General features: G+C 39.2%; 10 protein-coding genes and 2 pseudogenes. 5 read left to right on the top strand and 7 right to left on the bottom strand.

What is annotated here, in order from left to right:
* Positions 1-131: 131 nt before the first annotated feature.
* The 3 genes from yidC to FVQ77_13405 form a co-directional block, all read right to left on the bottom strand.
* A complete protein-coding gene (yidC, locus tag FVQ77_13415; GenBank protein MBW8051311.1) occupies positions 132-2069 on the bottom strand; it encodes a membrane protein insertase YidC in 1938 nt (645 codons plus the stop codon).
* 16 nt (positions 2070-2085) lie between these two features.
* Positions 2086-3780: a CTP synthase gene (locus FVQ77_13410; protein MBW8051310.1), complete on the bottom strand. Its 1695-nt coding sequence runs from the start codon at positions 3778-3780 to the stop codon at positions 2086-2088.
* 368 nt (positions 3781-4148) lie between these two features.
* Positions 4149-6245 (bottom strand): dihydrofolate reductase, encoded by a 2097-nt coding sequence (locus FVQ77_13405; protein ID MBW8051309.1) that lies wholly within the window; start codon positions 6243-6245, stop codon positions 4149-4151.
* A gap of 160 nt (positions 6246-6405) precedes the next feature.
* Between FVQ77_13405 and FVQ77_13400 the strand changes: the two genes are divergently transcribed.
* The 4 genes from FVQ77_13400 (at position 6406) to FVQ77_13385 (ending at position 13383) form a co-directional block, all read left to right on the top strand.
* Positions 6406-7071 carry a hypothetical protein gene (locus FVQ77_13400; protein MBW8051308.1) on the top strand — a complete coding sequence of 222 codons (666 nt, stop codon included), beginning with the start codon at positions 6406-6408 and terminating at the stop codon, positions 7069-7071.
* 320 nt (positions 7072-7391) lie between these two features.
* Positions 7392-8807, top strand: a complete 1416-nt coding sequence (locus tag FVQ77_13395; protein MBW8051307.1) for a PKD domain-containing protein — start codon at positions 7392-7394, stop codon at positions 8805-8807.
* A 62-nt stretch (positions 8808-8869) separates the two neighbouring features.
* Positions 8870-12175 (top strand): PKD domain-containing protein, encoded by a 3306-nt coding sequence (locus tag FVQ77_13390; protein ID MBW8051306.1) that lies wholly within the window; start codon positions 8870-8872, stop codon positions 12173-12175.
* 122 nt (positions 12176-12297) lie between these two features.
* Positions 12298-13383: a type IX secretion system membrane protein PorP/SprF gene (locus FVQ77_13385; GenBank protein ID MBW8051305.1), complete on the top strand. Its 1086-nt coding sequence runs from the start codon at positions 12298-12300 to the stop codon at positions 13381-13383.
* Between the two features lie 275 nt (positions 13384-13658).
* Here FVQ77_13385 and FVQ77_13380 read toward each other — a convergent pair whose 3' ends face one another.
* The 4 genes and pseudogenes from FVQ77_13380 to FVQ77_13365 all read right to left on the bottom strand — a co-directional run bounded on the left by FVQ77_13380 (position 13659) and on the right by FVQ77_13365 (position 18424).
* Positions 13659-13964 (bottom strand): Uma2 family endonuclease, encoded by a 306-nt coding sequence (locus FVQ77_13380; GenBank protein MBW8051304.1) that lies wholly within the window; start codon positions 13962-13964, stop codon positions 13659-13661.
* Positions 13965-14457: 493 nt separating this feature from the next.
* Positions 14458-15312 (bottom strand): annotated as a pseudogene (locus tag FVQ77_13375) (PKD domain-containing protein).
* A gap of 18 nt (positions 15313-15330) precedes the next feature.
* Positions 15331-18090: a T9SS type A sorting domain-containing protein gene (locus tag FVQ77_13370; protein MBW8051303.1), complete on the bottom strand. Its 2760-nt coding sequence runs from the start codon at positions 18088-18090 to the stop codon at positions 15331-15333.
* 262 nt (positions 18091-18352) lie between these two features.
* A pseudogene (locus tag FVQ77_13365) lies at positions 18353-18424 on the bottom strand (GIY-YIG nuclease family protein).
* Positions 18425-18804: 380 nt separating this feature from the next.
* Here FVQ77_13365 and FVQ77_13360 point away from each other — a divergent pair.
* Positions 18805-25304 (top strand): hypothetical protein (locus FVQ77_13360; protein ID MBW8051302.1); only part of this gene is annotated, 6500 nt, incomplete at its 3' end.

Here is a 25304-nt window from a genome sequence, read left to right as displayed (position 1 = left end):
TTTGGGATTTTATTTGTTTCATCTTAAAGTTTAGGAATAATATAGGTTAAATGTTATCCTTTTTATGAAACGCTATATTAGTCATCTTTACCCACAACCTTGAACCTTAAACTTTGGACCTTGAACCTTCTTCACTTCTTATCCTTCTTCTTCCTCATCTCCTGGTAATACCTTTCCTTAAAACTCAAACCATTACTTTTTCCTTTCACAGCTGCCTCTATTTTTTGTCTGAACCCTGATTTTTTCTTAGTAGTATGCTGAATTTTATAGTCATCTAATTTTTGCCTTATCTTTTCATCATCCACAAACCTGCGGATTATCATTTGCTGGCCTATGGTGATCAGGTTTTGTAGAAAGTAATAATAGGTTAAGGCAGCAGAGAAGGAATTGAGTATGAACAGGAACATGATGGGCATGATATACTGCATTGTTTTCATGGGTCCCTGCATCTGCGAGCTCATAGCTTGACTGTTAATATAAGTATATACCAAGGTAGAAATTGTCATCAGGATTGTAAATAAACTAATGTGCGATCCATAGAATGGAATTGTAAAGGGTAAATCATATATAGAGTCGTAGGTAGAGAGGTCGTGAGCCCATAGGAATGATTCCTGCCTTAGCTCAATGGAATTAGGGAAGAAAAAGAACATGGCAAAAAAGAAGGGCATCTGGACTAACATAGGAATACAACCACTGAGCGGGTTAACACCAACATTCTGAAAAAGTTTCATCTGTTCCTGCTGTGCGGCTTTCATATCATCCTTGTATTTCTCTTTGATCGCGTCTGTTTCCGGTTTTAATACCCTCATTTTCCCCATAGATACATACGACTTGTAAGTAAGCGGGAAAAGCAGCGTTTTGATGATCAATACTAAAAGCAGGATAATTAAACCGTAATTGCTTGTATAGCCTTCCAAAAAGTTAAAAACAGGTATGATGAGTAATTTATTAAACCATGGGATGAACCACCAGCCTAAATCAACATTGTTATCAAAGCCCGCTGTAACGTTTTTAAGAATGTGGTAATCGTTGGGTCCAAAATAGAATTTGAACCTGCCTTCTCCCGTTTTGAGATCTTCTATAGGAATGTCTAAGCTTGCAATAAGTGTTTTTACGGTATTGGAATCTGCCAGGTCGATATAGCTCGATACTTTACCTTTTGGGAAATAATTTTCTGAGATAAAAGCCGCAGAGAAAAACCGCTGCTTCATAGAGATCCACTTGAGGGGTTTATCAAGCGGCTCTTGTTCCGGGTCATCTGAACGTTCGCTTAAATAGTCAAAATCTCCATCATTGTAGTAATAATTTAACGTTGATTTATACCTGCTTTCTTTCAGGTCACTTTCTACTTTTTTTAGCTTGTCAGTCCAGGAAAATTTAACAGGTTCATTTTTAACTACATTGTCAAGACCAATAAATTTAATTTGAAGTTTAAGCAAATAACCCTCTTCCGGTAAAGTGTATACCTGCTCAATATATTGATTAGGGGAAATGTTAAGCACTAAACTGATGGATTTTTCAGCTTTATTTACAAAGGTATTTTCACCATATGTTTTAAAATACAATTCACTTAGGTTAACAATTCCGGTCCTGCTACTGCTGCTCGGATTACCAATCCGAGCAGCAGCATTTGTTTGAAATTCAAATGCCATTGTACTGCTTTGTTCATCAAGGAGGATCAGTGGCTTTTTGTTGTAGGTTTTATGTTCTTTTAGCATTACTTCCTTAACCTTGCCACCTTTGGTATTTAAGGTGATCCTAACTTGTTTGTTTTCAATAATTATATCTTTAGCTTCTCCTTCAGCAGCAACAGCAAAGATGCCATATTGCTCTTTATAATGCTTTTTGAGCGTATCCTGTTGGTTCCAATAGCTATCGGAAGGGTTAGAAGTTGCTATTTGTGGCTGCGTCCCCACTTCATCACGCAGGGTAGTTTTTTCCCCGGGAGCATAGGTTGAATCGCTTGTAATGGTTTGGTCAACCGGTGGAGGTGTTGGTGAAAAGAACCAAAAATATGCTATAAACAACACCATAATAAGAACGATGCCGGTGATATAATTTTTATCTATTGATTGTTCCATTTATTTAATTATTTTTTGCATATTCAACTGCTGCTTTTATAAACCCGACAAACAACGGATGAGGTTGAAGAACGGTGCTTTTTAGTTCGGGATGGTATTGTGTACTTATGAACCAGGGGTGATCTTTTAGCTCTATCACTTCCACGAGCTTGTTATCCGGATTGATGCCAGGAGTTAACATTCCAGCCTCTTGAAATTTTTTGATGTATTTATTGTTAAATTCATATCTGTGCCGGTGTCTCTCACTGACCTTTGCTTTTCCATAAACAGCATAAGCTTTTGAATCTTTTTTAAACTCACATGGATAGGCTCCAAGTCTCATGGTACCTCCTTTCTTAGTCACATTTTTTTGTTCTTCCATTAAATCTATCACAGGATCAGGCGTATCAGGTGTTATTTCAGTGGTAGCAGCCTCTTTTAAATTTAATACATTCCGGGCAAACTCTATAACTGCACATTGCATACCCAGGCAGATACCTAAATATGGGATATTATTTTCCCTTGCGTATCTTGCTGCTTCTATCTTCCCTTCTATACCTCTTTCACCAAACCCGGGAGCAACCAGTATTCCATGTACATTTTCAAAAAAGTTATTCGTAGTACCCGCCTGCCTTGCTTTGGTTTCCCGCCTGCCTTGATGTTGCTTTTTGGTTGGCGGGCAGGTGTGATTGGTGGAAAGGCCATTCAGCAGGTGTTCTGATTGTACCCATTTAATATTCACCTTACATTCATTTGCAGCCCCTCCGTGCGTAAAAGCTTCAACGATCGATTTGTAAGCATCCCGAAGTTCAACATATTTACCTACAAGCCCGATATTGATCTCTTTGGTTGGATTTTTAATTTTGCTTAAAAAACGCTGCCATTGTTCTGTATTTGGTTTGTTGTTGCGATGTAATTTTAATTTTTTCAACACTGTTACATCCAATTTCTCTTTTTTCATTAGCATTGGTACATCATATATCGTATCAGCATCTATGACTTCTATTACAGAATCTATGTGCACGTTACAGAAAAGCGCTATCTTCGTTCTAATATCAATCGGAAGATGATGTTCAGTTCTACAAGCAAGAATATCGGGCTGTATCCCTGACTCAAGAAGTGTTTTAACAGAATGTTGCGTGGGTTTAGTCTTTAATTCCCCAGTCGTTTTTAAAAATGGGACAAGGGTAAGATGGATCACTATGGCGCTATGATGGCCTAATTCCCAGATTACCTGCCTTACTGCTTCTACAAAGGGTAACGATTCAATATCACCGATCGTGCCGCCAATTTCTGTGATAATTATATCATATTTTTTTGTATTTCCCAAAAGAAACATTCTCCTTTTTATTTCATCAGTTATATGCGGTATCACCTGTACTGTTTTACCGAGATAAGCCCCTTCTCTTTCTTTAGTAATTACAGTATTATAAATACTGCCAGTTGTAACATTATTTGCCTGGGAAGTAGCAATATCTAAAAAACGTTCATAATGGCCAAGGTCCAGGTCGGTCTCAGCGCCATCATCTGTTACGTAGCATTCTCCATGTTCATAAGGATTCATCGTGCCGGGATCGATATTTATATAGGGGTCAAATTTTTGGATGGTGACAGAAAAGCCGCTTGCCTGCAGGAGTTTTCCAAGCGATGCTGAGATGACCCCTTTTCCTAATGATGAGGTAACACCGCCTGTTACAAAGATGTATTTTGGAGAACCCATTGTCATTTACGATTTATCCCGAGTATTCGGGAACGATTTACGATTTACTATTTACGATTTACGATTAGTGCATGGCGCATGGAGATGGATGCTTTGCGCTACGCTCCATGCTCTCTGTGTTTTATCATATATCGTAAATTGACTAACGGGGTACAAAGATATGGAAAAAAAATTAGTTATTGGTTTTTTAGTTAAAAGTTCTAGTTAGTTGGTTAATGGTTTTGGTTAGTTAGTTTTTTATAATTGCAACCCACTACTAATCAGGTTTTGAACCAGGATATTATTGTTTGCAAAATCAAAAACTAAAAAACCATAAAACCAAAACTAATAACCACCCAACCATAACAAACAAACCAATAAACTAAGAACTAATTATAATAGGGCAAAAACGAATACTCCCTCCCATATTCCATCATTTGCTCTGTAAAATCATCAGGATATTCAATTGTTACGTCTATTATTTTTTCCCCTTCATATACAGGGACCAACTTAGGCTGGATAAATCCTGAATAAGGAGGTATACCAAGTTTTCGATATCGTTTTTTTACTTCTTTTAATAATTGCTGGTCCACTTTTACCCCGTAATTCTCCACAAGGTTTTTCCCGGCTTCATAATCACCCTGTGATTTGATTCTCTGGATCTCACGCAATAACAGGCCAAACAATTTTCTGAGCTTTTGGTAATCATTGACTACGAAATATGTTTTTTGTTTACCTTGTTTCTTCATTATTTTCTCAATAACATTTTCTTTAAGACCCTTTTCATAAACCCATTTTGCAACCATCTGCCTGTTACGCATATGTGCCTGTTCGAGGTTATCCCCCTCTTCGAGTCTTTTTAATTGCTGCATAAGACCATTGCTGATATAATCGTCATAAGCAGCTTTACCAACTTCTAATGAAGGCATCACGCCAATTTCTACCAGCTTTTCATCCATAAAGTAATATAATGCAACCAGGTCGGCACGGCCTTCTTCAAGTGTGGAAGCATAATTTTTGAGCGTTTCTTTTGGAGTGCCAACGCCAGGTTCAAGCTGACCGGATGCGTGGCCTATTACTTCATGTAAATCGGTGTGCAGGTTATCTGCCAGAACATCATGTTTCTTAGCTCTTTCCATTTCTTCCCGGGTATAGTAAAATTCTTCAACCTGCCCGCCATGAGCTGTGAGATAATTGTATGAAGCCTTGATGTTGCTAAGGTTCACTGATTTTGAGCCGTAATATTTTCTGATCCATTGAGCATTCGGCAGGTTGATACCAATAGGAGTGGAAGGAGATGCATCACCCCCTTCAATAACTACAGTGATCACCTTGGCAGAAATGCCTTTTACATTCTTCTTCTTATGTTCCTCCATGATAGGAGCATTATCTTCAAACCATTGGGCTTCTTTGGCAATAGCAGCAATACGTTTTGTTGCTTTCAAATCTTTTATGGATACTACAGATTCATAAGCTGCTCTATACCCGAGCGCATCACCATACACTTCTATAAATCCATTTACCAGGTCTATCCTTGAAGCCGTATCTTTAACCCATTCAATGTTATATTCATCAAATTTCCTGAGATCACCGGTTTTGTAATATTCAATTAATTTATCAAGCGCTATTTTTTGCTGGTCGTTTTCTGCTACTAAAGAAGCTTTTTCCAGCCAGTAAACAATTTGTTCAATAGCTTCGGTGTACATTCCACCTATCTTCCACACTTTTTCTTTGATCTGATCATTTTCTTTAACAAGCTTTGAATTAAGGCCATAGGAAACGGGAGTTGTGTCATTTCTATCAATAACATTTTGATAATAGGTCTCAACTTCCTGCTGCGTTACCCCTTCATAATAGTTGTTGGCTGATGATGTGATCATGTCAACATCAGGATTCTGGTTCACTCTTTTTACGTCAACTCTCGGATCTAAAATGATCGGGATCAGCTTTTCAATGAAATCCTCAATCGTTTCACCTTCTAAAAGAATTAAATCTAAAAGATCAAAATTATGAATTGTGTCAGCTTCTTCAACTGTTTCAAGAAGAGAGAATTTATTTTCAAGAGCGTTTTTCACCAATTGTGAAAAATATTCAGGCGTAATGTCTGGCAGGAATTTTTTAGCTCCGGAGTGGTGATGAATGCCGTTAGAAAACCATACTCTTTTTGTATAAACCATGAATTTGTTAAATTCTTCTGTTTCTCTATCACCCGAATAACTTTCTACAATTGCCTCAAGTGTCCTTCTGACAAGAAGGTTGTGTTTATAATTCTGGTCATAAATAATATCCCTACCCGATAATGCTGCCTTATAGAGATAGTAAAGCATCTCTTTTTGCTGCAAAGAAAGCTCCTCAAAACCGGGTACCTTATATCGGAGTATCTGGAGGTCTGCAAATTGTTCTGATAAGTATTGAAAATCAGATGGTTCTTCTGAGCTTACCTTACTTTCACAAGCCGGTAGCAATAAGACCAGCAAACAAACCATGCCTGATAGCAGGCAGGCAGTAAATTTAAAATATAGACGTTTCATAGTATTGTGTTTTTAAATCATTTTTTTTTAAATTTGCAAATATTAAGGAGGCAAAGTAAATGATTTTGCAAATAAAAATTACATTAATATAAATATTTCTCACAATATTTACAAAGTGAAAAAATCAATGACAGGAAATAACGCCAATTATACAGGGATTAAACTTCTGATATTCATTGTTTATATTCTTGTTCTGATAAATTATTCTTATAGCGCCTGCCTGCTAAAACAAAGTAGCAGGCAGGCAGTGCTACGAGTACCCGGGATCAATTTTCAATTAAAAAGCCCCGAATCTGAGTTTATCATTGAAATAATGATCCGTAAAGGTTCCATTAAAGGAATGGCGAGATTTGAACAAAAACTACCACCAGGTTTTTTTGCATTACCCGTTGAAACACATGGAGGAAAGTTTACTTTTAAAAATCAAAAGATCAAAATAGTATGGATGCGGATTCCGGAACAAAACTCATTTAAGATATCCTATAGAATAAAAGTTTACAAAGATTTTTCTGAAGTGCTGTTCATAGGTTGTAAATTTCAATGCGTTATAAATAAAAAGAAAAAAAATTTTACTGCAAATAAAAGAATACCCTCTATGCCTCAAAACGCTATTGCACTTAATATAAACACCCGGGGTGGCAGTAGCAGCGGTAGCGGCAGTGGTAAAGGAAGTAAAAGTGCCGGAGGAAAACTTATTGAGATGAAAGTTCAGAATGTAAAAGGAATGTTTGGAAAAGAATGCTATCCGGATAAGAGAAAGAGCAAACATAATAAAATGTAAAACCTGCCACACCGGTGTGCCAAAGCAACATACTTCGCCAAAGTAGCCTTTGGCTACGTAGGCTGAACTTCGGTGCGAAGGCACAAAGACACCAAGACACTAAGTTTCATCCCGAGTACTCGGGGGGACAGGCGGGATGGCATTTTTTTTGTTTTCAATTGAGTTTTTTTTCATACAAGCGCCCACTACCCAACACCCTGCTTGTCTACTATTTACTACCTAAGTAATTATACCTACGCATTTTTACACATTTACAAATCTATTTAAACCCTCCCCTCCACAAAGCCCGTAAAATAGCATATCACCAAAAAAATTATACCATGAAAACACTAAAGACTATAATCGTAGGTGAAGAATACAGAGAGTATAACTCTAAGTTCTCTTCGCTATGCGCTCTTCGCTATGCGCTTTGCGCTTTTATCATTCTTATTTTTCTACCTTTTGCCCAAGGGCAGGCAAATAACCAGGAGAATACCAACATATCACTAAACATTCCTGCTTCAGCAGAACCCGGTTCAGCATTTGTTGTTGAGGTTATAATTAATAAAGGCAACAACGAACGCATTGGAAAATTTCAGCAGGAACTGCCATCAGGCTTTACAGTAACACCAATCGAAACAGAAAAAGGAAAATTTAAATTTAAAGATCAAAAAGTTGAAATAATCTGGATCAAATTACCGCCTGAAAATAAATTCTCCATATCATATAATGTTACCGTGGGAAATAATGTAGCAGGTGAAAAGATCTTCCGGAGTAAATTTCAATACCTGGAAAACAAACAATGTAAATCCCTGATCGCAACAAATAATATTTCTATTGAAGCACCTGCTTTTGTTGCTTCTTTACCCCACAATCCGCTCCCGGGTACTCTGGATGAAATCACGAGTCCGAAATCCGGATGTGCGCCACATACCATCTGGTTCATAAACGAACTGTATAAAGGAACAGGATCAACTATATACACCTGGGATTTTGGTGATGGTGTTACTTCAAACCAGGAGAATCCAAAACATACTTATTATGAAGAAGGCACTTATTTGGCCTCCTTAACTGCTACTGAGCCTGGCGGGTACAACGCAGTAGTTGAAATGCAATTAATTAATGTTTATCCGGTTCCAACTCCTGAATTTATGGTCAATCCCGAATTTGTTTTCCTGATCGATGAACCGGCTCAATGTTTAAATCTGTCAAAAAAAGCTGACAGCTATCAATGGGATTTTGGTGATGAAACCACTTCAGATAAAAAAGAACCTCAACATTATTATGCTCTCCCCGGTGAATATACAATTACTCTAATTGCTGCAAACCAATATGGCTGCAGCGATACTGTTGCAAAAGAAGTCATTGCAAAAACAGGTGGACTCGTTTTTGTTCCGAAATCTTTTACGCCTGAAAGTTTAAAAAATAACATACTTGTACCTCTTACCTCTGGGATTATCAGCTTTAATATGAAAATATTCGATAAGAAAGGCAAATTATTATTTGAAACAAACAATGAAGATAAGGGCTGGAATGGACTTTATAAGGGGAAATTATGCAAACAAGGTGTTCATAAATGGAAAATAGCTGCTGAATATATGGGTGGAGAAAAATACAGGGGAACAGGAACTGTGATATTATGGAGACATAAATCCAATATGAGTGAGAAGAAGAAAATCCACAGACCTAATGACCTGATAGTGCCCGCAGCTAAGTATAATTTAAAAAATAACTACCCACTGCTAAATTCTAAATAAGTGTTCAAGTGCTCACGTGAACACGTGAACACACGAATATATGAACAGATTGACACAATAATATGAAAAACATTTTCATTCATATTGCAAATATCTTATTGCTAGCATTCTTTTGCTTTAAAAATTACGATGCTCAAGCTACGCATTCGATGGGTATGGACCTTACCTATGAATGCCTGGGAGCAGATACTTTTCAGATCACACTTGCTTTTTACAGGGATTGTGCGGGAATTAATGCCCCTGGCAGCCCGGGGGTGAATATCAGCTCAGTATCCTGCGGCCAGAATTTTGTTGAAAGCCTTAGTCTCGTCTCTGTAAAAGAAATCACCCCGATATGTACTACCTACCAGACAGTATGCAGCGGAGGTAGTTATCCTGGCGCTGAAGAATACATTTATCAGGGAGTGGTTATTCTACCAGCCCAATGCAGCGACTGGGTTTTGAGCTATAGTTTATGCTGCAGAAATTATGATATCACGACCATTAACAATCCCGGTTCGGAAAATATTCATGTTGAAACACTTCTTGATAATACCTGGGTATTCTGTAATAATTCTCCTGTGTTTTCAAATAATCCCGTGCCTTTTATCTGCATAGGAAAATCTTATTGTTTCAATCATGGAGCAACTGATGCCGATGGTGATTCTTTGGTTTACTCTTTGATCACACCTTCAACAGGCCCCGGTGCAGGTGATACTGTGGATTATTTTAGCGGTTATTCTGCTGTAAATCCTCTTACTTCTACACCACCTTTATTTATTGATCCCCTTACAGGCGATATTTGTATGACGCCTGCCATGTTAGAAGTAACTGTTTTAGCTGTCAAAGTTGAAGAATGGAGAAACGGTGTGTTCATTGGTAGTGTAATTCGCGATATTCAGGTTAGGGTGATTGATTGTCCAAATGCCAATAATCTTCCCTGGCTGGATGGTATTGATAGTTCCGGGTCGTTTTCCGCATCTGCCTGTGCAGGACAATTGATCACCTTTTCTACAAACAGCTACGACATTGATACTGCACAAACATTAACCCTAAGCTGGAACCAGGGGATACCTGGTGCAAGCTTCTCAATATCAGGAGGTGTAAGGCCAACAGGCTCCTTTAGCTGGACCCCGGATACAAGCCATATCAGTAATACCCCACATTGTTTTACGGTAGAAGTTGTTGATGATAATTGTCCGTTTTTAGGATCACAGGTTTATTCGTTTTGCATAACTGTTTATGGCTTAACTGCAAACATTGATTCTGTTAAAAATATAAGTTGTAAAAGTGCAAATGATGGGGAGGCAACAGTGATCGTTACAGGAGGAACTCTTCCCTATTCTTATTTGTGGAACACTAATCCCGCACAAACCGGTCAAACAGCTTCAGGACTGGATAAAGGAAATTATACAGTCACTGTTACAGATGCCAATGGCTGTATTGCCACAGCGAATGTCACTATCAATGAACCTAAACAGTTAAATGTCAATATCGCTCCTCCCAGCCATGTAACCTGTTATGATGGAAGTGATGGTCAGGCGATTGCAAATGCTACAGGTGGCACACCGCCATTTTCATTTTTATGGAATACAAACCCTCCCCAAACCACTGACACAGCAACAGGATTAAGTGCCGGTACATATACTGTGACCGTCACAGACCTTAATGGATGTGTAGAAACAAAAAATGTAAATATCAACCAGCCCAATAATCCAATGACGGTAAAGAACCTTTCAGTGATAGATGTAAGCTGTTATGGTGAAGATGATGGTGAAGCAACGGTGCAAATCACCGGAGGGGGCCCTCCAACATACAGTTATGTATGGATAGGTCCGGATTCAATAATATTGACAGGGCACTGGGTAACAGGACTTGCTCCAGGAACTTACACCTTAATCGTAACCAATAGTATCGGATGTGATGATTCCACAATTGTTGTTGTGATTTCCGAGCCTCCCGAATTGATTGCAACGATCGTTGGAATAAACGTAAGCTGCAATGGTAACTGTAACGGATCAGCAGACCTGACGGTTTCCGGAGGTACTATGCCTTATTCTTTTTCCTGGTCTGATGGCTCAGATACAGAGGATATATCAGCATTGTGTCCGGGATTATATGTAGTTAATCTCACTGATTCAAACGGCTGTACTATCTCAGACAGTGTGAACATTAGTGAACCTGTTGCACTTAATACGAGCATAGCCGGAACGAATGTTAGCTGTAATGGGGTCTGTGACGGAGTAGCTGATCTGACCGTTTCCGGTGGTACAACTCCATATTCATATTCCTGGTCTAATGGAGCTGCCTCTAAAGATATAGCAAGCTTATGTGCAGGAACCTACATTGTTGATATTACTGATGCTAACAGCTGTGTGATCCCTGATACAGTTATTATCAGTGAACCATTAGGATTAACTGCAAGTATAGCAGGTACTGATGTAATCTGTAACAGAGCCTGTAATGGTGCATCTGACCTGACTGTAACAGGCGGTACACCCCCATATTCTTATATATGGTCAAATGGCGCTACTTCTGAAAACATAGCAAGCTTATGTGCAGGAACCTATACGGTTGAAATAAGTGATGCCAATAGCTGTATAATTTCAGACACAATAACTATTAATCAGCGTTGTCTGGTAGCTGACTTTGATGTGTTTGGCAATGGCTGCAGGCCTTTGACCGTATCGTTTATCAATAATACCCTTTACGCTGATTCTTATATATGGAATTTTGGAGATGGCGCTACATCATTATTAAAAGATCCTACCCATACTTACTATGATAAAGGTACATATTCGGTAACATTAATCGCTTATGGACCAGGGGGACAGGATACTTTAACCAAACTAAATATTATTGTGGTGCATGAGCTGCCCATAGCTGCTTTTGTAGTTAATCCTGAATTCGTTTTCCTGCCTGCAGAACCTGTACATTGTATTAATCTATCTGAGAATGCAGATAGTTATCTATGGGATTTTGGAGATGGCGTCACTTCGGATGAAGCAAATCCTTACTACAATTATACATTTCCCGGTGAATACATAATTACACTAATTGCCAGGAACCAATACGGTTGTTCTGATACACTAACGAAAAAAGTCCTGGCAAAAAAGGGAGGACTTATCCTGATCCCGAATGCATTTGCTCCCGAACAACCACAAGATAACATATTTATTGCCCTCACTTCAGGAGTTATAAGCTATAAGATGCAAATATTTAATCGCTGGGGAGAATTAATATTTGAAACAACAAATGCCGATGCCGGATGGGATGGATATTACCGGGGTGAGTTGAGCAAGCAAGACGTATATGTATGGAAAATTGGTGCGGAATTTATGAATGGAGAAAGGTATAAAGGGGTGGGGAATGTTACGTTGCTTCGGTGACAATGACTGGGGTTGGCCACCATCGGATGGCTCAGCTTGTATGTGGGTTGTGCCATCCGATGGATCTGAGGGCAAAGATGACAATGACTATAACTATGACTAATGACTATGACTAATGACCAATGACAATTGCTATGAAAAAAATTATTATCATATTGCTTATAATTGCCTGCTGCCAACTACTCCCGAGTATCAGGATCAATTGTCTAGCTCAAGACCCGCAATTTTCCCAATTTTACGCAGCACCGCTATACCTAAATCCTGCCTTTGCAGGAACCGCCAGCCAATCCAGGATCATTTTGAATTACAGGAATCAGTGGCCTTCAATCCCAGGATCTTATGTAACATACTCCGGCTCTTTTGACCATAACCTGGATATTTATAATAGTGGCGTTGGAATTTTGTTTACCACTGATAAATCCGGCAGCGGCAGCCTTGTTTCAACCGACATTAACCTGCTATATTCTTACAAGATAGATCTGTCAAAAAAAATAATATTCAAACCAGGATTGCAGTTTGGATATACTTTTCGTGATATTAACTATAACGAGCTTAAATTCAGCAGCTCCTTTGAAAATGATGGCAGTACAGGAAGTTATATCAACCAATACGTTGAAGCAACTAATTATGCTGATATTTCAACAGGATTTTTGATATATTCTAAAAAATTGTGGTTGGGAGTAGCAGCACATCATCTCAATACACCAAATCAATCATTGTTAAAGGCAGAGAGTACCTTGCCCATTAAAACTTCAGTTCATGCTGGCGCTAATATTCCTATCAAAAACACAAACAGACCTGCAACTATTTCCCCGGTTATTTTGTATAAGGCCCAGGGTAAATTTGACCAATTGGATGTAGGAGCGTATTTCCATTATGATCCTGTGATGTTGGGATTTGTATGGTACAGGGGTTTACCCTTCAAGCATTATAAAAAAGGATATGCAAACCATGATGCAGTTATTCTCCTGCTTGGTTTTAAATACGAGCATTTTATTATGGGCTACAGCTATGACGTCACCATATCTCAATTAGCGCCTTCGACAGGAGGCTCCCATGAATTATCGCTCTCTTATGAATTTGATCCCAGGCGGGATAAGGCAAGACGACCAAAAAGAAAGGATCACATCATCCCCTGCCCTGACTTTTACAACATCAAAAAAGGTGAAAAGAAATGGAAATATTATCATTCTATCCAATATAAGTAACTCCGAATTTAAGCTACCGTGCCGCCATTCTGCCGGATCAAGGGCTGGAGTGGTGGCACGAATACTACCTGTAAATATTGGATAAGTGGGAGTATTTTCTATACACAATTTTAATGAAAGGAACGAATGCACTTCCCAGATTTCTAATGCTCAACGACAACCAGTAACCAAAAAACCAAAAACCACAACCAAAAACTAAAAAACTATAACAAATAACCAACAACCAACAACCAATTTAGATTGACAACAGGAAACAGCATAAACCCTTACATTTTTTAGTTCATAGTTTTTGGTTTTTTCATTAATGATCCAAAAATTTCCGATATCTCAATTTTAAATCCTTTAATAACTTTTGATTTTATAATTCCTTTTTCAGCAGCAAAAGAAAAAATCTTATATTTATCGTCTTCCAATGTAAAAATCTCAATAGCTTTATTTGCTACATCTACTATCCAATATTCTTTGATCTTAAATCTTTCATAAAGAGCCATTTTTTTATACCTATCCACTTCAATAGAGGACGGGGAAAGAATTTCTACTACACAATCAGGACTTCCAAAAATCCCTTTTTTTTGCAGAATATGAAAATTCTTCTTTTAATAAAAAAGTTGGCAATTGGCAAAAGGCAGTTGGCAAAATGTGTACTTGCCAACTGCCTTTTGCCAATTGCCAACTTAATATGACATTTTATTTTACGACAGGTCAGCAGTTCTGAATCTCTTGATCACTTGATCACCTGATTATATTCACTTTCCTGGTAACAACACGATCTCCGCTCTCAACTTTTACAAAATAAGCGCCATCCGGCTGTGCAGCCAGGTCAAAGCTATAATTACCATTCAATAAACCGTTAGTTTGGCTTGTTTCTGTAATAAGCTCGCCAATCACGTTGTATATTTTGATTGAAGTTGGTACTACCTCATTGATATCATAAGTGATATTTAATTCTCCCGTTGTTGGATTTGGAGATACGGTTAACGACTCAAAACCAATTAATTCATTGATACCAACACAAACATCTACAAATATATGTCCGGTTTTAGTAATCGTATTACTATCACTACCACAGCCGAAAGCTGTTAATGTAACATCATAAGTTCCCGGAGTGCTGTACGTTACTGTTGGATTTTGTGCGGTAGAATTTGCAGGTGTTCCCCCCCCGAATGTCCAACTCCATCCAATAGTATTGGTAGAAGAATCGGAAAACTGGACGTTGAGGGAACAGACACCCTGGGTAGAATCTGATGAAAAATTTGCAATTGGCAGCCCTGCACATGTTGCATCGATCTTTACATTGTCAATGATCCAGTATGAATCACTTGATACTGTTGTAGTATATACAAACCTTACTGCTGCATTTGAAGCTCCTGCAACAATTGAGGAAATATTAACTGCTCTTTGTTGATCTACGGGAGAAGCCATACTTGCCATAGTATCCCACACAGTTATCCATGCTGAACCGTTGTAAGCTTTTACAATGATAGTAACACCTGTATTTATCCAGAAACTCTGATCCCAGCTAAGCCGGATAGTATCTAGCAATGAAGCATCAAAAGGAGGAGATTCAAGGATAACCTCTTTAGCGATAAGGCAGATACAATTTGGGATACAGCTACTTAGGCAATCATTGTATTTGCTGTCAAAGATAGCAAAAGGTACAGCAATTGGGGCGCTGAAACTCCTTGGAGTAGGATTATTAAATCGCCACTTATCATAAGTAGGATTACCATTAACCCATGTTGTATCCCATCCTGCCGGGGGCATTGAATCTGCAGCCGTGGAGAAATCTTCACTCAATACGTTTGAAAGCTGTGAAAAGCTCAAGCCCGGCAGCAATAGCGCCAGTACAAAGCTCGCGAATAAAATCGCTGGGTTTTTAAGAATAAATTTTTTCATAATACTAATAATAATTAAATTGTTAAAATACATAATCACATAATCACTTAATCACCTAATTATACTCACTTTCCTGGTAACCACACGATCACCACTTTCAATTTTTACGAAATAAGCGCCATCCGGCTGAGCTGAAAGGTCAAAGTTATATTCACCTTTCAACAAAACGCCAGGCTTGCTTATTTCAGTGATGAGCTCACCAATCACATTGTAAATTTTGATTGAAGTTGGTTTTAGCTCATTAATGTCATAAGTGATATTCAATGCTCCGGTAGTTGGGTTTGGAGAGAGAATTAAGGATTTGAGACCAGCTAATTCATTGATACCTACCATTGGATAAACAGTTAATGTATAAGAAAGTGTGGTATCAGCGCAAAATCCTCCGTCTGAAACGATCAATTCAATTACGGATTGTCCAGCTGAGTCATAAGAAACTGTATGAGGTCCCTGTGTATTGGCTGTAAGAGGCGTAGCTCCATTACCAAAATTCCAGTTCCATGTTGATGCTCCTAATGAAGAAGTATCTGTAAATACAACGGTTCCATTAATTACAACCGAATCACCAGCAGCATCCGTAGTAAGTGCAGCGGTTACACCCGTACCTACTGTGATCAATCCAGACACCGTCATTGAATCATCACCGGCACATCCCAGGGCTTTTAATGTAACATCATAACTACCAGGAGTGTTGTATATTACAGAAGGATTCGGCATAATAGAGCTTGCCGGATTTCCACCTGTGAATGTCCACATCTGTCCTATGGCAAACCCGGAGGTATTGGTAAATTGAACGGTGAAAGAATCACAACCCTGCGTAACATCTGCTGTAAAACCTGCTACTGCAGGAACAGCGCTAATAGTCACGCTTACGGTGGTTGTATCAGTACAACCAAAAATGGTATCTGTTGCTATTACCGTATAGGTAGTATCTACAAGTGGATATACATCCACAGTATCGCCACTTGTTGCACTTATATTATAATTAGGAGACCAGCTATAGCTTAGCGCTCCTGTGCCGCCTGCAGTTAGCGTTACCGTATCCCCGGGATTGCATATTGTTGAGGCAGTTTGCGTAACAGTAAGACTAATGGGAAGAGGTGCATTGACAACGACCATTACAGTATCAACATCAAAAAGTGCATCTGTAATAACAACCATATAAGTTCCTGCACACAAGCTGTCGGCTATCGTATCGGTTTGATTTAGAGTATCATTCCACCAATAAGTATAGGGTGGTGTTCCCCCGCTTACCGATACGGTTACCTCTCCATCGCAATCACCTACACAGGAAGGTATTGTGATAGTTGAAACTGTACCTACGAGAGGAAGTGGCGGGGTCGCGAAATTAGCTCTGATCAGGTGCATTCCGGTCCAGTTGGCCCAAAAAGGATCTTCTACCGGATACCAGGTAGAGTCAAAAAACGTCCACACCCATGCATTACTATCAATATGTAAAGGGGATGAATATCCAATGTTAATTCCAGGGCTATTTTCACGCTCATATACACCGATCAAATAGGTTCCTGTATCTAGTACGTACGAACCACCTTTGATCGGTAGCGTGTACCATTGAGAAGCAACACCGGGTATAACGAGGTCAAGCGTTCTAACAATAAAATTATCAGGGGCGTATGATTTTGAAGGTATTGTGTTGAAATCGTAAATTAAAACACGTGTAGTATCCCCCGTAGCAGGTGCATCAAGGAAAATTGATACAGATGTGATCGTATCGGTGTTAACTACCTCAAATACGTTGCCCATAATTGCCATACACCCAAACGCACACCAATTAATTGTATCAAAAGTTCCATCAGTCCTTGCATAAACAGAGTCGCTGATCTCCAGCGTTTTGGTCATTGAGTTATCACCGGTAAAAGCCACTGGCTCATTGGCAACCTCTGCCATAAAATCAAAAGTTTTTGTACCGATAGCACCGGGCGTATAAGTTTTAGTGAAAGTTCCGGTTCCGATTTGGCCTGTGGTATTTAGATCGCCCAGGGTAATAGTATCAAAAGGTGTTAAGTTTGTTTCTAAATTCACAGTTACACTTTTAGCACTATCAACACCTATATTAGTAACTTCTGCATCAAAAAAGATTGGTTGTACCTGTGAAAGAGGTACAATGGTATATTGAGGAGAATAGGAAGCGTTGGTTAGCGCAATATCTAATGAAGATGTCGCTGAAATCTCAACATTGTCAATTATCCAGTAGTAATCACCGCCTGATGCTAGCGCTGAAAATATAAATCTTACCTGTGCATTCGAAACTCCTGAAACAGTATCTGAAATATTGAATAACTTTGAATAATCCAAAGGAGTACCCATACCAGGGGATAATGTGTCCCATACTCTTACCCAGCTAGTTCCATTAAATACATCAACAATTATACTATCACCTGCGCCTATCTGTAGGCTTTGATCCCATCTAAGCCATACAGTATCAAGTAAAGACGCATTAAAAACAGGGGATTCCAGAATTACTCTCCTTCCCAAAAAACAACTACAAATAATACCGCAACATGCAGCAACTGGATGCTGGCAATCATTGTATTTGCTGTCAAAGATAGCAAAAGGTACAGCAATTGGGGCGCTGAAACCCCTTGGAAAAGGATTATCAAATCGCCAGATATCAAAAGCGGGATCACATGCTTGTGTTAGGGTATCCCATCCGGCTGGCGGTGTAGAAACTACCGCTGTAGAAAAATCTTCAAATATAATTGTTTGCTGTGCAAAGCCGAAGTTTGACAGCAGCATAGCTGCAATAAAACTACCGCATATAATGGCTCTGTTTTTAGTAATGGTCTTTTTCATGGTAATAAAATAGTTTGGTTTAATATTAATTGGGGCACAAAGTTAAGTATAATTTTTAATAAACAATTTTTTTTACTTTTTTTTTATAAAAATAATTGTCATTCCGAATTTGGGGCGGGCTGGGCGTAAGAGCGAACGAGGAATCTCCTGATCACACCTGTCAGATCAATGGATGAAACCACTAATTACACGAATTACACAAATTAAATTAGTGTAATTATTAATTAGTGTAATTCGTGTAATTAGTGGTTTCATTTCTTTTGGTTACTCCGGTATAAAGCACATTTTTGTATTTATTTGTGAGTATGTAAACAAAGTAATTATGATCTCTCATGTTGCAAATATAAAAATATTAATCACCATTCCATTAAAGACACCTGTCATTCCGGGTGCGGGGTGGGGTGGGCGTAAGAGCGAGCGAGGAATGACAGAAAATATTGAGGAGATTCCTCGTTCGCTCCACCCCTTGCACGGCCCTGCACTCGGAATGACACTAAAAAAAGTGCAACTTTTATAGCCCTTTTTTGTTAATAAACGTATACTATTTTTAGCATATTTACTACCACTCCAAACGAATAACAGGAATCTCCTTAATGATATCCTTTTTCATAAGACTCCGTGTTTCGTTCGGAGGGTCGCTAAAACAGCGCTGTGTTCCTAAATTTAGTTCCCCTCCAAACCCAATAGACCAGGGTTAGGGTGGGTGTATTGTATATGAAGCAAGCTAAACCATCATATTTATCGGGCTATAAAATGACCGGCACTATCTTCAGCAAAGTTCCTCTCCTATTCAGGTATATATTACTTCCGTTTTTCCTGTTAATGAGCAGCTATAATGCCAATGGAATGGTAGGTTGTACCGGTGACCCTAACTACCCCTTTCCAAATTTTTGTCATAAAGATGTACCTTCTTTCATTGTTGACCTGAGAGGCGACCCTGATAGTATTTGGAATAGCCCCCCGTTGGTTAGAAATTCCTGTTGCTGTGCTGTAGCAGCAAATTTTAATTGTGTTGAATTTTGGGTATATATGGACGAAAATGCTGCGCTGGTAAATTTTATTTGCACAGCTCCTCCCTGCCCCAGCGGAATGAGTGTTTTTATTGATTGTGATGTAATAAGCCCAACTACATGGGGCAGTGGTGTTCCGACCTGTCTTACCGGTAATCCGCCTGGTGTACCTTATCATGTTTCGGCATGCAAAAATGGTACTGACCCTAATACAATTTTTACAATACAATCAATTAAAAAACAAGAAATATATGATGATACCGCATTTGCATCTTTTACTCCTGCATTTAAACAATGTTTACGCGTCACAGGATATGATTCAATGCAGGTTGCATTTGTTTCACCTGATACGATCCAGGATTATACATTTATTTTTGGAGATCCATACGCCAGTGGAGGTACTGTTACTGCCCCTTCCAGTCCTTTTCCGGGGGGTAGCTTCTATGCTCTTGATGACACTGCTGTAACGGGTACTTTATGGAACCCACTTGATACGATCTGGCATACTTACGATAGCTTGGGTGAATATACATTATGCTTAACACAAATTGTCGCGGGTTGCGAAATAACAATATGCGGTACGGTAACCAACGACAGGGCATCTACGGCAAAAGCTAATACGTTGCCAGATTCAGGTTGTTCTCCTTTAAACGTAACATTATTTGATTCATCTATTTTTACCGTAATATGGGATATATTATGGGGAGACGGTGACTCAACGATGAATATTACAGATCAGGATACTACAAACCAGGTTTTAGATCCTTTTCCACAGCATACCTATACTAATTCTTCTGCTATTAGTGATACTTTTTATTATTTCAGGCTTATTACTAATTCAAAATTGCTATGCCCTGATACTTTATTCGACACAGTTACTGTACATCCAAAGCCAGTTGCCGGATTTACCTATACCACGTCAGGAGATCAATGCAGTCCTGTACCCTATTGTTTCACGAATACCTCTGTTGGTAAGGCGCCATTATCTTATTTATGGGTTTTTGGCAATGGAGATTCCAGTACTGCTATAAATCCATGTGAGCAATTTGAAAATTTAGATTTTATTACTAAATTTTATACAATTACCCTGTATGTGACCTCTCCGGATGGTTGTGCAGATACAGTTTCTGTAACAATAGCAATTTTCCCTGTTTTTAATGCCAATTTTATCGCAACACCCGATACAGGCTGCAGTCCGTTGACGGTTAATTTTGCCTTCACCGGCATTGACACCGCTGCATTGGATACGCTGATTTGGGATTTTGGTGACGGTCCTCCAATGATTTCAGGGAATGGAAACGAGCCGTCTATTACTGAGCTTACACATACATACACCAATACTTCTACCGGTGATACTTGTTACACCGTTACCATGATAGCCAGGTTTGAAGATGGCGGTTGTACGGATACTGCTACAAGATGTATATTTGTGCACCCAAAACCTATTGCATATTTCACTGTTGACGTTGACACCGGATGTACGCCTCTTTTGGTTACAATTTGCCCTGACAGTATAGGAGTACAAACTTTCTACTGGTCGTATGGTGATATAGGGCCTGTATTTGAAGACACATTTACAACAACCGGTTGTTTTACGCATACTTATGTAAACACTTCAAATAATAATGCATATTACCCTCTTACACTCATTGTAGAAAATGCACAGGGCTGCAGAGATACATTTTCACTTCCAATAACGGTCTTTCCAAGTGTGATAGCAGCCTTTACCGGTGATTCCATAGGCTGTGAACCGTGGACTGTTAATTTTGTAGCAGTAAACACCTATGATTCGGCAAATTACAACTGGAATTTTGGGGATGCAGTGTGTACGCCCCAACCAAGCTGTAATCAGTCTAATTTACAAAATCCAACCCATACCTTCAATGTTGGAGTTGCAAACGCAACCGATACCTTCATCACACAATTGGTCGTGGATTACCCGGGCTTCTGTTCTGATACCGTTCAAAAAACAATTATCGTATATCCAAAGCCAACGGCTTATTTCAGGGTAAGTGATACGATTGCCTGTAGTCCTCCGTTTTTTGTGACCATTGATAGTTTTAATACGGGGGTAGATTCTGTTTATATTTTTTGCTATGGTGATGGTTTTTGTGATACAATAACAACAGACACAGTTATTATACATGGTTATCAAAACACTTCCAATACAACGGTTTGTTATAACACGGTATTAATTGTTCAGAATACCAGCAACTGTACCGATACTTTTTCCCGGCAAATATGTGTGAGACCCGACCTGGTGGTCAATTTTAATCCTATACCCGATACGGGCTGCAGTCCATTGACTGTTCAGTTCTTTGATGCGACCCTCCCGGACTCCGGAAATACTTTCCAGTGGGTTTTCGGTGATGCTGTAACCGACACAGTTCAAAATCCCTTGCATACGTACACCAATGCTTCATGCACACTTGATACTAATTTTTATGTAACCTTCATAGTTACTTCGCCATTTGGTTGCAGCGATACTACTTATGATACAATATTAGTGCATCCCAAACCGTGTATCAGTACCTTTTTTGCAACTTCCTTCGGCTGCACACCACTTAACAGTACACTTTTAGGTTCTGCTACCGGATCACTCCCACTCACTTATAACCTGGATTATGAGGGGGATGGAAGCGATGATTTTACTGACACGGGGAGTTTTTTTCAGTCCTTTACCTATACAAATACTACAAACCTCCCGATTTTTTTTCAGCCTACGTTGGTAGTAGAAAGTAACTTTGGATGTGATAGTGTAAGAAGTTTATCGGTTACAGTTTTGCCTGAGGTTACAGCAATATTTTCTACACAACCCGACACCTTTGGCTGTCATCCTTATACCGTTAATTTTGAGAATAACTCTACTGGTGAGGGACCAGCTGCGCCTCCATATAGATGGGATTTTGGTGATGCAACTCCTGTTGTTAATGATACAAACCCAACGCATACTTTTGGTAATCCTTCAATTACATTCCATGATAGTATTTATTGTGTTTCATTGATCGTAACCGGATTCCCGATTTGTAGTGATACTGCAACACAATGTATAGTAGTCCATCCCAAGCCCCTTGCCAATTTTGGCGTTGATACAAACCAGGGATGCAGCCCGTTAACGGTTACGATAACCAATAACTCATTAGGTGTAGATAGCGTGATCTGGGATTTTGGGGATGGAAGCGCGGTTAGTAATGATACATCAACTGTAACTACACATACTTATGTCAACAATTCTGATACTACAAAATTTCATATATTGAAGTTAATTGTATTAAACAACGATGGATGCAGTGATACGCTGATTGATACGATCACAGTTCATCCTGAAATATTTGCAAATTTTACACTGACCCCTGGTTCCGTTGGCTGTCATCCTTTAACGGTGAATTTCTTTAATTTATCTTTGGGAGATGATTCTTCATTTTGGAACTATGGCGATTATTCTCTTATAGATTCAACTGTAAACCCAACACATATTTTCTATGGGGATACTTCTTTATTCACATCAGATAGTATCTACTATATTGAATTATTCGTAAAGTCCAAATTCGGATGCGGTTCCGATACAGCTCGCGATACCATTTTAGTCCATCCGCAGCCTTTTGCCTGCTTTACTGTTGATACTACCGAAGGATTCAGCCCCTTAACGATCAACATCAGTAATTGCGCTTTAGGTTATGATAGCTTATTATGGGTTTTTGGCGATGTAAATACGGATGATACTACTGCTCTGAACTTTGATTATATCTATATTAATAACAGCGACAGCACGGTTGTATATCTTTTGTGCTTATATCCCCAAACACAATTTGGCTGCACCGATACGCTTTGCATTCCAATCACTGTACACCCTGTTATTAATGCAGACTTCACCATGCTGCCTGATTCTTTTGGCTGCCATCCGTTTACAGTTGAATTTGTGAATTTATCAGCCGGAGCAGATACATTCTATTGGGATTATGGAGATGGTGGAAAAGATACAACTTATAACAAAAATGACAGACCTGTTCACCAGTTTCTGAATTCTTCATCCACAAATGATACGACATTCTGTGTTACGCTAATAGCAGTTTCAAAGTTTAACAGCCGTGATACTGTTGTTAAATGTGTATTGGTTCACCCAAAACCAATAGCCAACTTCACTGTAGATAATGATACCGGCTGCAGTTGCTTTACAGTTACAATCACCAATTTATCGGCCGGTTTTGACACGCTTACCTGGGATTTTGGGGACGGCAGTCCGGTTAGTACAGATACAGGAACCACCATCGTTCATACCTATTGCAATACCACCGATAGCACCGTCAATTACATATTGCGGTTGATCGCAGAGACACAATATGGCTGCACAGATACGCTTACAGATACAATACGGGTAGAGCCGGAGATCACTGCCAACTTCAGCACTGATGATGATATTGATACTACGGGCTGTGATCCCTACACCGTAATCTTTACCAATCAATCAACAGGGGCAAGTACGTATTACTGGGGTTTTGGGGATGGAGATACTTCTACACTTAAAGATCCTACTAACACATTTTTAAACGCATCTTGCGTTTCAGATACAACTTTCTGTGATACATTGATAGCCACCTCTGTATTTGGATGCAGCGATACTATTGTAAAATGCAGGGTAGTGTATCCGAAACCAGTTATCAATACCTTTACCGTAACCTCATTTGGCTGTTCACCGCTGAATACTACGCTTATAGTTACAAGTTGCGGGGCGGATAGTCTTTATTGGGATTTTGGGGATAATGATACGATTAAAGTAACTCCAAATGATGACACCCTTTATCATACGTATACCAATGTTGTTATAACAAGCCCGCAGTTTTATACTCCATGTATGAGAATTGTAAATAATGAAGGATGCAGCGATACGCTTTGTAAATCGGTTACGGTTTTACCAGAGGTTACTGCGATCTTTTCTACTCAGCCTGATACCTTTGGCTGCCATCCTTATATAGCTAATTTTGAGAATTTCTCATTAGGCGCTGCTACTTATGCATGGGATTTTGGGAATACAAATACAAGCGCTGCTTTTGAACCCACCGATACATTTCTTAATCTTTCAAATACTTTCCATGACAGTATCTATACCGTCCGGTTAATTGCAACTGCTATATTTCCGATCTGTATAGACACGGCTTATGCTGCAATAGTAGTCCATCCAAAGCCGGCAGCGATCTTTAGTGTTGACACCAATACGGGTTGCAGCCCGTTTACTGTTACGATCACAAACCTGTCCGTTGGAGAAGACAGCGTGATATGGGATTTCGGGGATGGAAGTCCGTTAAGCTATGATACTTCGGCTGTTATCATCCATACCTACATCAACAATTCTGATACAACAAAATGTCATATACTGCGATTGATCGTATTCAACAATGATGGATGCAGCGATATGCTTACAGACACAATTTGCGTACATCCTGAAATAGATGCTGACTTTATAATGACGCCTGATACAAATGGCATTGGCTGCCACCCATTTGCTGTATGTTTCTTCAATCTATCTTTAGGCGAAGATTTCTATGACTGGGATTTTGGTGATGGGACGTCCGATATTACTGAAAATCCTTGCCACACATTTTCCAATACAGATACCGTTGCTTGTTTAGATTCAACTTTTATCGTAGAGTTGGTAGTAAGCTCCATCTTTGGATGCGGTTCAGATACAGCAAGAGATACTATTCTTGAGCATCCTAAACCGGTTGCCAGGTTTACTGCGATTCCTGATACAGGCTGCAGTCCTTTAACGGTTACCATTACCAATCTTGCAAAATGTTATGATACATTGCGCTGGGATTTTGGGGATGGAAGCCCGGTGGATGATACAACAGCAGCATTTTTTGATCACGTTTATACCAATTTTTCAGACACTACAAAATTCCATACCTTGTGCCTGACCGCAAAAACGCAATATGGCTGCACCGACACGATTTGCACCACCATCGTTGTACATCCTGAGATCAGTGCCGGCTTTACAATGACCCCGGATACCTCAGGTATAGGCTGTCATCCATTTGCTGTATGTTTCTTCAATTTATCCTTAGGCGAAGATTTCTATGACTGGGATTTCGGAGACGGTATTACAGATACGAGTGAAAATCCTTGCCATACGTTTTCCAATACAGATACCAGTAATAATAAAACTGATTCTATTTATTATATTTCATTGGTGGTAAGTTCAACATT

The organism is Cytophagales bacterium (genome assembly GCA_019456305.1).
Classification (GTDB): domain Bacteria; phylum Bacteroidota; class Bacteroidia; order Cytophagales; family VRUD01; genus VRUD01.
The sequence above is the reverse complement of the archived record's forward strand: the minus strand, read 5'-3'. Positions and strand labels throughout refer to the sequence as shown.